The 16,678-nt window shown below is 32.4% G+C and carries 15 protein-coding genes and 2 pseudogenes; 2 read left to right on the forward strand and 15 right to left on the reverse strand.

Annotation, left to right across the window (positions count from 1 at the left end):
• The first annotated feature begins 223 nt into the window (after positions 1–223).
• On the forward strand, positions 224–424 hold the full coding sequence (locus FI644_RS22815) for a cold-shock protein (RefSeq protein WP_053474558.1): 201 nt from the start codon (positions 224–226) through the stop codon (positions 422–424).
• Positions 425–1,335: 911 nt separating this feature from the next.
• On the opposite strand, the gene FI644_RS22820 is transcribed toward FI644_RS22815, so the two are convergent.
• On the reverse strand, positions 1,336–1,653 hold the full coding sequence (locus FI644_RS22820; protein ID WP_053475983.1) for a hypothetical protein: 318 nt from the start codon (positions 1,651–1,653) through the stop codon (positions 1,336–1,338).
• A 302-nt stretch (positions 1,654–1,955) separates the two neighbouring features.
• Positions 1,956–2,690 (reverse strand): polysaccharide deacetylase family protein, encoded by a 735-nt coding sequence (locus FI644_RS22825; RefSeq protein WP_053475982.1) that lies wholly within the window; start codon positions 2,688–2,690, stop codon positions 1,956–1,958.
• A 161-nt stretch (positions 2,691–2,851) separates the two neighbouring features.
• Between FI644_RS22825 and FI644_RS26520 the strand changes: the two genes are divergently transcribed.
• Complete coding sequence (locus tag FI644_RS26520; protein WP_156319113.1) at positions 2,852–3,064, forward strand: hypothetical protein; 213 nt, start codon at positions 2,852–2,854, stop codon at positions 3,062–3,064.
• A 135-nt stretch (positions 3,065–3,199) separates the two neighbouring features.
• Here the strand turns inward: FI644_RS26520 and FI644_RS22830 are convergent, their stop codons facing one another.
• The 13 genes and pseudogenes from FI644_RS22830 to FI644_RS22885 all read right to left on the reverse strand — a co-directional run bounded on the left by FI644_RS22830 (position 3,200) and on the right by FI644_RS22885 (position 16,638).
• Complete coding sequence (locus FI644_RS22830) at positions 3,200–4,594, reverse strand: M48 family metallopeptidase (RefSeq protein WP_142108851.1); 1,395 nt, start codon at positions 4,592–4,594, stop codon at positions 3,200–3,202.
• 125 nt (positions 4,595–4,719) lie between these two features.
• Positions 4,720–4,971 (reverse strand): annotated as a pseudogene (locus tag FI644_RS27420) (DUF5694 domain-containing protein); the annotation flags it as partial.
• A gap of 35 nt (positions 4,972–5,006) precedes the next feature.
• On the reverse strand, positions 5,007–5,384 hold the full coding sequence (locus FI644_RS22835) for a hypothetical protein (RefSeq protein WP_142108852.1): 378 nt from the start codon (positions 5,382–5,384) through the stop codon (positions 5,007–5,009).
• Positions 5,385–5,802: 418 nt separating this feature from the next.
• Positions 5,803–6,825 (reverse strand): stage II sporulation protein P, encoded by a 1,023-nt coding sequence (gene spoIIP / locus FI644_RS22840; protein WP_053475978.1) that lies wholly within the window; start codon positions 6,823–6,825, stop codon positions 5,803–5,805.
• A 281-nt stretch (positions 6,826–7,106) separates the two neighbouring features.
• Positions 7,107–7,727: a YdhK family protein gene (locus FI644_RS22845; RefSeq protein ID WP_053475977.1), complete on the reverse strand. Its 621-nt coding sequence runs from the start codon at positions 7,725–7,727 to the stop codon at positions 7,107–7,109.
• A 225-nt stretch (positions 7,728–7,952) separates the two neighbouring features.
• A pseudogene (locus FI644_RS22850) lies at positions 7,953–8,350 on the reverse strand (prolipoprotein diacylglyceryl transferase family protein); the annotation flags it as partial.
• Between the two features lie 161 nt (positions 8,351–8,511).
• The gene (locus FI644_RS22855; RefSeq protein WP_053475976.1) at positions 8,512–9,696 is read right to left on the reverse strand and encodes a YncE family protein; all 1,185 of its coding nucleotides are present in this window, start codon (positions 9,694–9,696) and stop codon (positions 8,512–8,514) included.
• 509 nt (positions 9,697–10,205) lie between these two features.
• Complete coding sequence (locus FI644_RS22860) at positions 10,206–10,943, reverse strand: urease accessory protein UreH domain-containing protein (RefSeq protein WP_053475975.1); 738 nt, start codon at positions 10,941–10,943, stop codon at positions 10,206–10,208.
• 368 nt (positions 10,944–11,311) lie between these two features.
• A complete protein-coding gene (locus FI644_RS22865; protein ID WP_142109084.1) occupies positions 11,312–11,968 on the reverse strand; it encodes an HAD family hydrolase in 657 nt (218 codons plus the stop codon).
• A gap of 629 nt (positions 11,969–12,597) precedes the next feature.
• Entirely contained in the window at positions 12,598–13,194 is a 597-nt protein-coding gene (locus FI644_RS22870) for a cell wall hydrolase (RefSeq protein WP_142108853.1), read from the reverse strand.
• Positions 13,195–13,625: 431 nt separating this feature from the next.
• Complete coding sequence (locus FI644_RS22875) at positions 13,626–14,111, reverse strand: glutathione peroxidase (protein ID WP_056684585.1); 486 nt, start codon at positions 14,109–14,111, stop codon at positions 13,626–13,628.
• 386 nt (positions 14,112–14,497) lie between these two features.
• Complete coding sequence (locus FI644_RS22880) at positions 14,498–15,181, reverse strand: response regulator transcription factor (RefSeq protein WP_142108854.1); 684 nt, start codon at positions 15,179–15,181, stop codon at positions 14,498–14,500.
• Complete coding sequence (locus tag FI644_RS22885) at positions 15,178–16,638, reverse strand: sensor histidine kinase (protein ID WP_142108855.1); 1,461 nt, start codon at positions 16,636–16,638, stop codon at positions 15,178–15,180. The genes FI644_RS22880 and FI644_RS22885 overlap by 4 nt, the downstream gene beginning before the upstream one ends.
• Positions 16,639–16,678 lie beyond the last annotated feature (40 nt).

Consider the following 16,678-nt stretch of genomic DNA (forward strand, 5'->3'; position numbering starts at 1 on the left):
TGTATCGGACCATTTTCTTCAATAACATTAACATTTGATAAAGAAATACCTTCATCAGAAATGAGAGATATACTATTTGCTATTTCATGATATGTCTGTTATTCTTAAGAAGAATTATTTTTGTTCTTTTTTCAGATTGAGAATAGATTTTGTTTTTCGTCTAAGGTATTTGAGCAAGGATAGTAACACAATGTGTGGAGATCCACACGAGGAGGCAACAATTATGGAACAAGGTAAAGTTAAGTGGTTTAATGCAGAAAAAGGTTTTGGATTCATCGAGCGTGAAGCAGGAGAAGACGTATTCGTACATTTCTCAGCAATCCAAAGCGAAGGTTTCAAATCTTTAGACGAAGGTCAAAGTGTAACGTTTGAAGTTGAACAAGGACAGCGTGGCCCACAAGCTACAAACGTTCAAAAAGCTTAAAAATAGCAGATAACAGACCCTAAATGAAGGGTCTGTTTTTTTATTTGCTTAAATTGCTTTTATCTGTATTTAGGGACAGTAGGATTGCCAATTTAAGATAATATACAGAACAAGAGACTTTATCAACAAAATGAAAGCCCTATTCAATAAATGAATAGGGCATGTGCAACAATCATGAAACACAATCAGTAATAGTACAAATGGTAGACTAAGTATAGCACACTGTAGCAGTAATCGCTAATTTAACATTTTTATGGATATTTTTCCTTCTACAATTAAGATTAAGATTAAGATCATGTTCTAGTTATTCCATTATAGGGCGCGATTGTTGAAGAAGGAATTAAATATTATAAGTTAGAAAAAAGGATTGTCTCCAAACAAGAGGAGACGTATCAGGTTGTCCTGTTTTTTTATTTCATTTTTCTAGTTTACATAATATATATTATAGGAAGTTGAATTTCGAATAACACTTTCTGTCTCAATTTAAAAGTATACTTAAGATAGTGAGACGAACTAAAAAAATTCATGAACTACATGTTTTTCATATGGAATTGTACGTTGAAACAAAGTTTTATACATATTGGAATCCAAGTTGTATACATAAGTAAATTTTTGATAAATAATCTATACAGGTCAATGTTTTCTGTCTGTTATTGTGAATCAAACCTGTATACATAAATTACATCGTGTGAACGAAATTTGTGTACATACCATATTTTGAAGCAAAGTTGTATACAATAATTCCTCTATTTTCTTCAGATCACACTTTCCATAATTACCCAATATCACTAAATAAAACTCAGATTATTATTAAACTTACCTTTCATTTCATATTCTATTTATCAAGTTATATAAGTAACACTGCATAAAATCCTTCTGCAGTGTTACTTATTGGTTTGTTGGAGAAGAAACTACTTTCGGGTTCTTACAAGTCGAAATATGCTTAGTAATAAAAACAAAATACTAAAAGTCCATAAGATACCTGCGATTGCTATATTAAATGAAGCCTTTTCTGAACCCATGCCCGTTGGATATTCAAACGTATTTATTGATATCAATAGGTTATATCCCGCAAATGTGAATAAGACTAAGTAAATTTTAAGGTAAACAAATGAAAGTATATCAAATTTACGATTCATCCAAAGAACAACAAAAAAAATTAATTGTGTTGCCATTACAATTCCAAATCCCCAATTCAACATTCCATAAATCTCTTCTTCTAAAAACAACGTTAGTCATTTCCCCCTTTTTTAATATATTTTTTATAAAATTATCCTACTTCGATTGTTTAAGTACATTTTTTCACGAACATCATACTATCATTACCATAGTATTCAATTTTTCTTAAAACTCATAGTCGGAAAACTACTTTCTGGGGCTTCCCAAGTATCTTCCCCATTCTTTACTTTCGTTAAATAACTTCTTTTGCTCAACAAATGACATAAACTGCTTTAAGCTCATATACTTGTACAGTTTAATTTCAGGTTTTAAATCAGTTGTTTGATCCCCTTCTTTTTTATAGTAACCGTCTTCATTCTCCGTTAACGATCTTTGCAAAGTCATCAAGAGTAGTTGAATACTTGATATAGATCCGTGGTAAAAGATAGAATTCGTCTTTTATGCCCTTCTCAGAAAATAGTTCAGGAGTTGTCGTAAGTCCAAACATAAAGTATTTCTTCGTTTCTGCTACGACCTTGTTACTAAAATTTCCGTATGGATACGCAAGAGCATTAACTGGTTTGCCCGTTATTTTTTGAATTTTTTCTTTGGACCCTTTCAGTTCATATTCATAATTTTTTATTTTCGTCAAATCAGGATGTGTAGCAGTATGAGATTGAATTGAGATAATCCCCGAATCAGCCATCATTTTTAAATCCGATTTCGATAATCGGTTGGAGCGACCGATAAAGTCAGAAATAATAAAAATGGTACCAGTTGGTTTAAAACGTTCGTTTTTCAGTTTTTGAAAGATACCAAATGCATTCAAATTGTTTTTATACCCATCATCAAAGGTAATGAAAATGGGTTTGTTTACTTTATAAATGTCTTGCCATCGATCAAAAGTTAATAATGTGTAGCCATGGTCTCTTAGATAAATCATTTGTTTCTCGAAACTCTTTGGTGTTACATATAACTCCTTAGAACCCTGCCCTTTAAATTCGTCAATCGAATGATATATTAAAATAGGTATTTTACGTTGAGCAAAAGCTTGTGATGGAAGATATAATATAAGAAGACATAGGAAAAACATTGCAACCTTTTTCATAAAACACCTCGCTTTTTATCCTTTTTATTATTTTCCAATATATTGTTCCTCAAAAACATAGGACTATTATGATTTCTCCAATATTACATTCCATCTACCATTGATCAATTGTGACTTTGATAATCCCAAATAACATGCTAATTTTTATTGCAAGTTTTATATTGAAGAGCAAATTGACGAGACTTGATGATAATCTTCCAATAAAATTCCAGAATCTTCAATATACGAATTTAGCTGAAATGGTACTGGGAAACTGGGAATTTGATAAGGAATCTATTGATGTATTTAATATTACAGAATTTCTTCAAATGCAATTTAAAAAAGAAATTTATGCCGCTATAGAAGAATTATTGTTTAGGTATTTTAAAGGATGATTCAATCAAAAACAGAACAAGCGTGTTTTGATCAATCCTTTTTCAAAACACGCTTGTTCTATTCGCTCTTTTATGAAAGTAGATTAAGTTACTATAGCAACCCTTATTCCAAGGATACATTCATAATTGGGCATTTCATCTTCTAGGTTCTAATAATTTTGCAATATTCTCATGACCCATTTCAATTGCATACATATATGCGGTCATATTTGAGTAGTCCATAAGATTTGGATCTGCACCTAGCTGAAGCAAAACTTTAATTGTCTCTTCACTTTCCCCTTGTGCTGCATACATTAATGCGGTCATGCTGCTCTCTGAATCTTGAAAATTAACCTCTGCTCCCGCTGAATGAAGAGTTTTAATGATGTCTGCCCGTCCTTTTGTAGCAGCTGTCATCAGTGGTGTCATCATATAACCTGATTCATTATTTGGATTTGCACCGTTTTCAAGCAGGATTTTTACCATTTCACTATCCCCTGCTTTTATAGCCCAATCCATTGCTGTGTAACCGTTATAGTCCTCAAGATCAATGTCTTCATGAGCTTTGGCCAATTTCTCTGCCATTTCCTGATCTCTATTGATGACAGCTTGGATAATTGGAGGAGTGTCGGATACTACTTCTACAGATTCATTCTCAAACTCCTCAAAAGGAGTAAAGGGATTCATGGCACTCAGTCCATAATAAAGACCGCCAAAAAACATTCCGAATCCGATTAAAGCAATGAAACCATATACCCAATTATTCCTTTTCGGAAGAATAATGGGAGAATCCGTCTCCTTAAAATACGTCTGGAGAGCATGAATCCGTTTAGGAAGTGGTGGATGCGTCGAGATAAATTCGCTCAGCCAGATAAAGAATCCTTTTTCATGATTGATTTGCTTTATATACTCCGACTGGTTAGTCCGATAAAATAGTTTTTTTCCGATGGCTAGCATCATCAAGCTGTTTTTTGATGATGGCAAATTGCCGCTATAGTAAGCCGCATATCGGTCACAAGTGTATTCACAGGCACGCAAGTAGGTCTCTGCTACACCAGGTATCCACATGGAAGGCAGGATAAACGCCATCTTTCCAATATGGTTTCGTTTAATATGTGCCAGCTCATGTGCCAGGATAAAATAAAGCTCATCCTCCAATTCATTTTCAATCAAATCAAATATCTCCGAATAAACGATGACCATATTCTTTCCAAAAAAGCGGGTTGCAAAAGCATTCAGCACCCCACCTGACTGCATAACATACACATCCGGAACCCTTTTGAGTTCCATTTTCCGGCATAGCTCTTCTACTTTAGAATAAATTTCTGGAAATTGGGCGATGGACAGCTTGACTGCATTCGTCCGAATTCGTCCGATTGCCATTCCATGCAGCAAAAAAGACAGCAAGAATAATACCAAAATAATAGGCAATCCGATAATAGACAAACAGAAAAAGATGTAAGAAATGACACTAATTAGACAAACAATCCAAAAATAAATTTTCTCTTTATGGTAAATCAAATCTTTAGGCAATATTTCTTGTGTATTCAAAGTTATCTGTTCTCCTTTTGTAAACTAAGGAAATTATATTTGGTTTGAAAAGGTTTGTCACTAATCCTCATTTTCCCATTTTTCAATAAAAGTCCCTCCTGAAAGTCAAAAATTCAGGAGGGATTTCATAAAAGTAAGTGAAGATGATCATTATGCCAAAGTAAATATTCTTTTAACGAGTGGTGTTGATAATATTCTTCAGGTTGGATGGTCATTTCTTGTCCTATTTTTACAACCTCATCGAAAATATCTGATTGATTATCCTCTGCCAATTTTTCAAAATCGGGAATACCATCTAAATGATCATTCCAATCTACTGCATAAACTTTATCAAGATTGCATTTTTTTGCTACTTGAAATCCAATTTGGCGGATTTCATTTGAAGATAAGCCCCTAGTGGTTGAATAAGGTACTAGCCTTCAACCATTTTTAAATATGGTATCTCTTCTCCATTAACAATTGCGATATATGCTGGTGTATCTGTTTTAAATATCTTTGTTCCAATGGGCAATTTATTCGCTGTTCCGCTTTCAAATTTGGATGCCTTATTTGCTTGCTTTGTTATCTCGCCTACCTGCTCGCCTAATTCATATTTCAATTCTTTTACCCATTCAACATCTTGTGCATTTGAAAACACATACCCATCAAGTAGAAAAATATCAGCATTGCCGTTCTTTAGATATTCTTTTGGAGTTGGATTACTGATGGAACTACTTATGTCGTCATTATTACAACCAACCAAAAAAATCAATAAAATACTAAGTCGAAGCAAGTCTTTTGAAAAATTCACTCTGATACCCCCTTCATGAGTAACAGACGAAATAATTTTGAGGTAATACCATTAAATGGACATAAATTTGAAATAGACGCAATCATTTTTAAATAATCGTGCCCTAGTTTAGTCATTGTAAAGCAAAGAAACAAAAACAATATGTTCTACTCCTCTTTCCCTTGCCTCTATTAAAAAGGCAACATATCTTCTTTTGGTGTAGCTAATTGTGGGGGACGCATTAGAAAAATTTTCGAGACACTCTCTAATGAATCTACATGCTTTTTGTAGTATTTAAGAATAACAATCAAAAAAAGATTAAATAAAATAATAAAGTTTTAAATTGAAATCTTTCTCTCGAATTATATTAAAAAATTATGAAACCCGCGGCTTAAGATAGCTCAGCCGCGGGTGTTTTTAAAATAAATTAAAAAATATGTTACTTATGTAAGTTTCCCCAGTAATATTGACTAATAGCAATACCTAGTACATCTGCAGTTCGATAAAGTTCTTCTAAATTATTCTCTATCCCACCTACTTCAATAATTACACTATTAGCTAATAAATCCTGATTATACACGCCATTCCCTTGTTTCTTATCTTTTATGATGACTCCTCTTGAAAGACCTGGATAATTTTTTTCAATTACTTCGTTAATACCTTTCGTAAATTTAATATTCTCCTTGTAATTGTCATGTGCACTTCCAATTACAAATGAAATCTTAGCAAATGAATTCCCGTTTATATTTACTGTAGATAAATTTCTTGGTAATGCATCGCGGTGAATATCAAACGTCATTTCTAAGTCGCGATTTATTCTCATTTCATTTAAAACAATCTCTCTAGACATTTGATAGGAACTACCAAAATTTAGATTTCGTTTATTCAGCATTTTTATTACATCCACATCATTAACCATATTCCATATACCATTACGTTTCAATGATTTTCCTAATCTTTTACCTATAAGTGATACATTTAACTTTGAGTGATAAGCTTTATTGGGAGTTGTTCCATCTTTAAAATAGGGCAAAAAAGATTCACGATTATGAGAAAAATATATAAAAGCAACCTTACGACCAAATGTACTATGATATTTTTCAGTATTAATCTTAGGCATTCTTAAAGAATTTTCATTAAATGCATCAATTTTTGTTTGATCTAGTGCAGCATCTTTTTGAAGCGCTGATTTGTCTGGTAATATTTCATTTGACTGTTTTTCATCTTCAATATTATTGTTTGGTATAGCTGCCTTATTTTTTGAAATTGATTTTGTATTATTACTGTCATTTGTATTTTCCATTTCCTTTTTTTCCTTGCTCTTATCCTCTATTACATGTTTTTCTTTGTTGACATCGAGCACCTTTCCATATTGAAAAATAATAAGCGCTAGTAAACAAAAAAATAGGATAATCGAAATTGCTAGTAATACTTTTATTGTCCTTATGTTAAAATTTCTCACTTTACTCCCTCAAGTACATTATTTTGACTCTTTTTTTATCGGATTAAATTAAACTTTATTAATGTAAAAACTATTTCCATTTATATTAACATGCAATCTTTATAATAGAGAGATATCACCATCAAAGGTATGATAATAAGATTAATTAAAACCCATAAAAAAATGGCCAAAAAATGACCATTTTTTTCATTTAATAAGAATATCAACCAATGGGCAATACTTATTAGAAATGGTTATCTTAATTTTCTAATGATTTTTAAACCCAAAGAATTGTGCTTATATTATTCAATCGGTGATAATTCACTTTCTGTTACCCATTTATGATTTTTCACTTCAATATCACTGGTAGTTGTTGTGAAATCAACCATATACACAGTAGTTTTTTCAGCAGTATCAATTACTGCTTTAGCACCATCCATCCCCTCCATATGAGAAGCATCAATAGTAAATTCGGATCCTGGATCTAATGGTTGGTCACCAGCATCTGGAATTTCCTCATGAATCACCCACTTATGATTCTTCACTCTTTCTCCGCCTGTAGTTGGGTCATAAGAAATGGCATATGCAGTAGTATCAAAGGCTCCTACAATGGTTGCTTCAGCTCCCTTCATACCTTCCATATGATCAGAATTGATTATCGCTTTACTTCCAACTTTATAAGTTGGATCTTCGGCAACTTTCAAACCTTCAGGTACTGCACCTGAGCTGGACATGTCCATATTGTTATGATCCATTCCTTCCATTTCCTCTGAACCTTCTTTATTTTCTTCACTGGCTGTAGAGTTCTTCTCTTCATTATTCTCTTTGCCATCATCCGTTCCATTAGAGCAGGCTCCTAACACTAAGAAAATGCTTGCTAATAGTGAAATTAACACTGGCTTTTTAATTTTTTTAATCAACATTTATATAACTCCTCCTTCAGTATTTAGTAGTAACATAACAAAAAAATGTGCAGAAGTTCTGCAGCAGTTTCAAAAAACTAATTAATATGGATCGCTTTATCTGTATTCCCTTTTATCAATAAAATATTCTTCTTTGTCCCCTTTCCCCCCTCTTTAGTTGAAATCTCTATTTCTTCTTACTACTAGGAAGAGAAGAAAACCCATTAAATTCCAAAGTGATTCTTACAAGAAGGTTGGATAATAGTCTACTCATTCTTTGTACATTTGATTGATGATGTATTCTGGTAAATTAAGATTTTCTAAAAAGGATCTCGTTACCTTTGTTCCGTTTGCTTCCTGATTTATAAAGTTTCCCCATCGGCCAATGACTTGCCTACGAATAGTACTAGGTGCTGTTATATCCGCTAATTGCAAAATGAAACACCCTTCTTTTTAGCAAAAATGATTGTAGTTAATATTCTTCCAATTAAAACGCCGTGAATATCAATTCCACCTCTCCTGATTGGGATAATTTCACTAGGGTTTTGGGAGAAATAGTTCCATTTAAACAGCACATAGTAAATTCTTGCGCTAATAATCGATTACGGATTTTCCCACAATAATAGATCTGCAATTAAGCTCTTTTTGGAACTACTTTAATATAGATTACAATACGTATACGGAAAATTTGTACAAAAATGATTAGTAGGTAGGCTTGTAAAACACTCTTAATGCGTTTCCTCTAAACACAAAGCCGTTACCCATTATTAGGTAACGGCAGTTAGAAATCTAATATTTTTATTCCTTAGTTCATGATACTAATCCCATTAGGCATTTCCCCGACTTCAATTGTATCAATCACTTTATTTTGTTTTGTATCGATAATCGTAACCGTATTTTCAAACATATTTGTCACATAGAGTCGCTTGTTATCAGAGCTTGTTACAACTCCATGAGCACCCTTGCCTGTTTCAATCGTAGCTGTTACTTTTTTTGCTACTAAGTCAACTACAGAGACTGAATTAGATGGAACTTCTTCTGTTCCTTGATTTGCAACATATGCAAATTTATTGTTTCCATCAATATAGACTTGTGCTGGACCATTTCCAACTTCTACTTTTTCAATCTGTTCAGTTTTTACATCTACGATTGCAAGCATATTTTCTGAATTCAAAGTAGCTACAAGCGTTTTACCATCAGATGTAATGCCTGTTGTAACTGGAGTTGAACCAACCTTAATTCTTTTCTCTTCTTTCAACAATTCTAAATTTACAACACTAATAGTATCTTCACTCATATTTGCAATATATGCCTTTTGACTATCTGCAGAAATTCTAAAACCATGTGGTCCTTTTCCCGTTTTAATCGTGTCTGTTACAGTAAAGCTTTTCATATCAATAACGGAGACATTATTATCTTCCGTATTTGTTACTAAAGCATACTTCCCATCCTCTGTGAAAACAAAGTTAGCTGGATGACTGCCTACTTCAACAGTATTTAACAGTTCATTTGTATCAGTGTCAAAAAACAGGGCTTTTCCCATTGAGCCTACCCCATGTGAATTATTGTTATGTGAACTATCTCCATTTGATTTTTCGTGAGAATCTCCATGTGAATCATTACCATCAGACTCACCATATGATTCTTCTCCATGTCCCTCACCACCTCCTAGGATAACTGTGGCACCTAGCATTTTTCCGTCTGGTGATACCTGAACATTATGGACTACTCCATCAACATCGATTGTATCTACAACCTTATTAGTAGCTGCCTCTATTTTGGAAATACTTCCTCCCTCATTTGCAGTAAAATAATATTGGATTGTTTCTAAGTCTGATTCACTTGTATCTTTGGTTTCCACTGAAGACTTATTTACTTCATTCTCTTTTGCTACTGGTTCAGAACTTTTATCCGACTCTGTACTACAACCTGCAAGTATTACCCCCAGAACCATTAGTAGTGTGATCAAACTCATTTTTACTTTTTTCACTATTATTCCTCCTTTTTTTATGACATTGTTATAATAATGACTGCAATTTCTTCAAAGTGTGATGCAGTTCACTCAGTTAAAAAAAGAATGTCAACATAGTAAAGTTCTGTGAAAATCCCTAGAAACTGCAAACTTTACTATTAAAATTAATTAATTTGCTAAATGATTTATCCAAAGATTTTTAAAGAACTAATTTACAATAGTCCTAATTTCAAATATTTTAAAACAAAAAAACTCGTCAATTACTGACGAGTTCAAGCTGATATTTTTCAGAAGATCAGCATTGTTATTTTTCCATTTTTAAGGAAACAAATAAAACAATATAAAATTAACTTAGACTCTCATACTCCAATTTTTTATTAACTTGTGGGTTATTCCAATTTAATTTGTTTGACCATTCCTTGTAAATGGCTACTAGTTGCTCTTGTGCTGAAGCCGCAACTTGAATCGAGTTTTGGTTATTTTCTTTAGAAATTAATAATAAGTCCAGTCAAGAGAACAGTCTACTTTTAAAACCCCCAGTAAGTAATAGTATCGAAAATTCCTAGAATAAGCATAAATCCTCCTGCAATTTTTTGAACTACTACACCAAGCTTTCGACCATTTCTTCTTATGAGTGACCCACCTAACTCTAGATACCATATAAGAATAATAGCAATGATTAATGGAAGTGAAGTCCCTATTGCAAAAATAATAGGTAAAATTGCACCGTAGCTTACTGCTGAAGCCATTGGCATAAGAGTAACAAAAAATAAAGTAAACATGGTTGGACAGAATCCTAACGTAAAGCTTACTCCCATTAAAAATGCACCTAAACTTCCCTTTTGTTGAAATTTCTCAGGTATACTACCAAAAGTGAATGTTTTATGAAATTTAATAAGACCAAGCATAAAGAATCCTATTAGGATAAACATCGGACCTACGATCCTTCTTATCCAGGGGAAATAAGTTATAAATGAAACTTTAATTTCACTTCCCAATAACCAGACTAAAAAACCTAGAACGGAAAATACTACTATTTTTCCTGAAATAAAGAAGAGGACTTTCTTCCAAGCTATAGTTTTTTGAACTGATTGATTTCCATATATCGTAATTGCTCCTAGATTCCCTGTAAACTGGCAAGGAGCTAAAGCACCGACAATACCTAGTATGAATGCTGATAAAATAGGAATACTTTTTGTACTTAAACCAATATTGACTAACGGTTGAGTAAATAGATTGCTAATTTGACTGAAAAATTCATACATCTTCTTTTCTCCTTATATAAGGAATTCATTCCCAATATCATTATAATTACAAAAATGTGTGCAGATTTAGTTGAGAAGATATGAATAATATCAAAATTTCTATCAAAAAATGCGGTATATCTCTTTAATATGTTTGGGGGGAGATTTCATTTTGGTAGTTCGAAAACACGGAGATATTAAATGCTTCGAGTCATTTATTCAATTCATCAAACTATAATAAATAAAACTACAGAAAGTAGTTCTGCAGTTTATTATAACGAGTAGCAAATGAATGTCTTATTTTATGAACAGTAAGTGCTAGTTTTCCAAATGCATTAAGTTTTATTCTTTCTTCTTCTTTTCAATAATCATTATATTATTTATATTTATTATGTAATATAACTTAATAATCTATCAAAAGAATTGATCTCAGCATATGGTTTTATTGCGGTATCATTCTTATTCATATGAGGATTGAACCATATGCCCTTTATATTTGCATTTTGACAACCACCAATATCCTTTTCTAAGTCATCTCCAACGAATAATGCGGCTTCCGGTTCCACATTAAGCTGATTTAATGCTAATTCAAATATGCGTTTGTCAGGTTTACTACATCCCACTTCTTCAGAAATAAATATGCTATCAAAACAACTATTTAAATGCGTGTTAATTATTTTAGCATTTTGTCTGTGAGTTGAGCCGTTTGTTATAATTGCAACTTTAACATGCATCTTTATAGCATTTACGATATTTATAGTATTTTGGTTTATAGTAAAACAATGAGGAAAATGAGTATTCCAAAAATCTTGAATGTCATTTCGTGGCAAATTATATTTGGGTGGAAACTCATCAAAAAAAGATTCAAAAACTTTTGTTTTATCAGTATATCTATAGCCTCTTCTATCATATTCCTTGAATTTTAGCAACATTTCATTTTTGGTTGAATTTTCAACACCCTCATAACACTTCTCTAAAATAATTAAAAACATTTTATCTACTGCCTTATCCCTGTTAAGTAAGGTATCATCTAAATCAAATAGCATTGCTTTATAACCTTTCAAATAACTTCACAACCTTTCTCACATTATATTAATAATCTCTAATTCGCACTTCAACCTTTTAGTTTACAAAAAAATGTCGTATTCAACTATCGCACCTTTATCTGAGTAACTTATCTATATTTTTAATGGGCAGAAACTGTTTTTATCTGCCATCAAAGACCTATATAATAACGAAGTTGTTGCCTACTAAATTAGTAGGCACAAAGATTACAAACTAGTCTTGGATACGATTAAAAAAGCCATAAAAAGATGAATTGTAAATGGAATCTTTCTTCATAGTGATCAAGGATACCAATACACGTTCAATAACTATTAACAGCTACTCTTAATATATAAAATGAAAGCTAGTATGTCTAGAAAGGGAAACTGTTGGGATTACGCTAATATGGAAAGTTTTTCAGCCTGATTCTTTAATATTTAGATTTATTGATCAGCTTACTCTCCCTCATATATGTAAGTGAGGAAGTTTAATTTGCGCTTCATTACATTATTGGTAGAAAAATATCTCTTTAAAAAGAAAAATACCTCTAGAAAGAATTAGAGGTAAAACAATGCTATAACCCTTTCTTCATTACCGCAGAAAGTTATAATACTATTTAGTTGTCTATTTATTACCGTGCGAAGCGATGATTACCAATAGTTATTGTCACTTGACGGGAAAGGATCCATTTACTCGTTGAGGTTTTGGGATTATAAAAATATAATGAGCCTCTTCCCTGTCCTCTAAACGCTATGGCTTCTTCTACAGCCTTCCTGGAAGCGGCATCTGCTTGACGATTGATTTCTCCGTTTTGAACAGGTGTAAATGCATAATGCCCACTTACTTTTTGATAGATTACTTCCTTTACAGTGTTTGGGAAGAGTGAACTGTCGACTCTGTTTAAAATCACTGTAGCAACTGCCACTTTTCCTGCATAGGATTCACCCTTAGCTTCCGCAGTTACAAGACGTGCCATGAGTTCCTTATCTGCTTTTGAAATTGCAGTATTTGGGATAATTAGTTTTTCTCCAGACACCAGTAAATCACTAGATTTGTTATTTGCTTTCATTAAGCTGGCCACAGGAACCCCATAATTTTTCGCTATGGTCCAATAAGTTTCGCCTTTATGTACTTGGTGAATATTTGTTGCTGCATCTGATTGTGAGCTAAAACCAAATAGTGAAACGGCTAGAACTGGTACAATCATTAATTTCTTAAACTTATTCATCTTATTAGCCTCCTATTTTCCTCATAGAATGATATATTAGTAGGCTAACAGATGTAATAATGTTATTCATGCTCCAAAATATGGTATTTTATTAAATATCCCTGTGTTTCCCAAGAATACTAATATGGTATTAGTTATGGTTAAATATGGAGTAGGTAATTTTCATACAAAGGTTTACTTTATATACTAAAATTGGTTTTAATGTAACAATAATTTCGAAAGTGTAACAACGTAATTTAGTGATTAATTTAATGAAACATCAGTCCAAAAAAATTGTTCATTTACTCTTCACTTTTTCATAACCGCTAAACCTGATTATCTTGAACTAATTTTTATTCATACTATCTGCATGTTTTACCTGCTACTAACTTGTTTCCGGCCTTAGCAGATTACACACAAACAAGCGCTCTGGTTTTTCCGAGGATCAATAGTTACCTGATTGCTAAACTTTTTACTATATCATCTTCTAGTCTGCTAGGTTCAGTTGTCGGTGAATATCGGTCAACCACGAGTCCGTTTGTATCTACCAAAAATTTTGTGAAATTCCATTTAATATTTTTCAATAAAATTCCACTCTTTTGTTCCTTTAAAAAAGTATATAATGGCTGTTCATTTTCTCCGTTCACATCAATTTTAGCAAATATAGGAAAAGTAACCCCGTAATTTCTTTGACAAAACTGTAGTGTTTCTTCTATATGATCAAACTCTTGTTTATTAAATTGATCACAAGGAAAACCTAAAATTTCAAGCCCCTGTTCTTTATATTTTTCGTATAGTTTTTGAAGTCCTTCAAACTGAGGAGTAAATCCACACTTGCTTGCTGTATTCACAATGAGCAGAGTTTTTCCTTCATAATCCCTCAAAGATTTTTCACTGCCGTCAGCCTTTTTCACATTAAAATCATATACTGTTTTCAATTAAACTCCTCCTAACAATTGACTAATTAGTATTTTTAATCCTCATGTTTATTATTAGATATTTTATAGGTAAGTATATCTGATAAAGGTATCCTATTTGATATCCTTTTAAGGATTTTTTACTATATTTATTTTTTTACTAAGTAATGTAAATCAACAAACGTTTCTGTTCCCATCTTTTTTTATCCTTTTATTTTCTTTTGCTCTTTCCTTATACACAACATCATTCTAGCCGCAGTATTCAAGGAAATGCAAATCACTAATTAAGAGGAAGGCTTTTTGTCAGTTTGGAGAAAAATAAATTAGCTGCTTCACACGATCAGCAATAAGCTTGGTTCTATACATTGATAAAATTTGTAATGTATCTTCCATTAAAAAAGAACATTTTAAACATTAAAACGATAGCCAGCCCCCCACACAGTTTCCAAATATTTTGGATGTGCAGCATCCCTTTCGATTTTTTCCCTGATCTTCCGAATATGAACAGTCACTGTTGAAACATCACCTGCTGAATCTTCACCCCAAACTCTTTCAAATAATTGTTCTTTACTTAAAACTTGATTAGGATGCATGACAAAGAATGCTAATAAATCAAACTCCTTAGTTGTAAAAAATACATACTCATTATTTATATGAACTTTCCGTGCCACTTTATCAATGGACATTCCATGAACATGAATGGTAGATGTGACATTTCCTCCTGCTAATCGCTCATAACGTGTTATATGTGCTTTTACCCTTGCCACAAGTTCACTTGGACTAAAAGGCTTTGTAATATAATCATCTGCTCCTAATCCAAGGCCTCGAATTTTATCAATATCCTCCTTTTTAGCTGATACAAAAAGGATAGGGATGTTTTTAACAGACCGTATTTTTTGACAAATTTCAAACCCGCTTATACCTGGAAGCATGATGTCTAAAATAATTAAATCGTAATTTTCCTGTAATGCACACTGTAGTCCGCTTTCACCAGAATGCTGTATATCCACACTAAAACTGTTCAATTCTAAATAGTCCTTTTGCAATTCTGCAATACTTACCTCATCCTCAACAAGCAGTATTCTTTTCACTTTTCATCACCTATTTCTATCACTTTATTTAATGTAAAGAAGATACTTGTCCCCTTAGCAAGCTCACTTGTAGCCCAAACTTCCCCTCCGTGCTCAATAATGATTTTTTTAACAATGGCTAAACCTAAGCCGCTTCCACCCGTTTGAGAGTTCCTCGACTGCTCTGCGCGGTAAAAGCGATTAAAAATATAAGGCAAGGCTTCTGGTTTAATCCCGCTCCCATTATCTATCACTTGAATAATTAAATCATTGGATCTTTCATGTAATGAAATACAAATATGTTTTTCATCTTTATTCATATTTTTAATACTATTATTTATTAAGTTCGACATCACTCGTTTTAACTTTTCTCTATCAGCTATAACATAGACTGGTTTTAATCCAGGGCTTATTTCTAAAAGGATACCCTGCTGAACTAGATCAAGCGATAGTTCTTCCACAAAATCCTTTAAGTATTGGGTTAGTTCTACCTTCTCAAATGAAAACTGCTCTTTTTGAAGATCTAATTTAGAAAATAAAAATAGTTCATCAATTAATAGATCTAAGTCTTTAGCTTTTGTATATACAGTATTCAAATATTTGTTCATTTTTTCCGGTGTGTTTGCTACTCCATCTTTAATCCCCTCAACATACCCAATTATAGATGTAATCGGAGTCTTTAGATCGTGAGATATATTAGACAATAATTCTTTTCTATTTTCTTCGTATTGTATCTGGAGATCTACAGATTCTTTTAATTTGATTCTCATTTCTTCAAAAGCCTGATTCAACTGTCCAATTTCATTCTTTGAAGAAGTAACAATTTGAAAGTTTAAATCTCCAGACTTTATCCGTTCGGCACCTTTTCTAAGAACAGATATGGGCTTAATAATGCTTCTTGAGACCAAATAATTCAATATTCCAATCAACATAAAAAAAAGGAGGAGCAACGAACCTAATAAAATTGGAAATAATTCCTTTGACAACTCTGCATAGGAACTTACTTTTCTTAGTACAAAAATACTCCCTTTCTCATCATCTGAAAAACGAAAATCAAACTTTACATAGGTAAAAAAAAGGCTTCCTACTTTTATTGTATCTCTCGTATTGATATTGGTTTCTTCAAAAGGAGGGAGTTCATTTTGTAAATTGTTCCCGCGATAGGAAGGTGATATATACGTGATTTTAGCGTTCTTTCTAACAACAATGCTTATACCTTTTTGATTAATTTGCTCGATTACCTCTTGATCCAGTAATTTCTCAGGGCTATGCTTTGCCAATAGTTTTAAATCGAGGAACGCATTTTCTTCTGCAGCAGTTAAAGGTTTTTGAACATACGTATTTTTGTAAAAATGCTCGATTGATTTTATATCCCCAGTTATCGAAAATATGATTAAAAAAGTAGCGGCCAACAATAATCCTATTGATATAATAGTTACTCCAATATACGACAACAAAAACCTTGTTTTAATTGACATGATCAATCATCCTATAAATCGCCTTTCGTTTTGAGTATGT

This window comes from Cytobacillus solani, from assembly GCF_006704205.1.
Classification (GTDB): domain Bacteria; phylum Bacillota; class Bacilli; order Bacillales; family Cytobacillaceae; genus Cytobacillus; species Cytobacillus solani.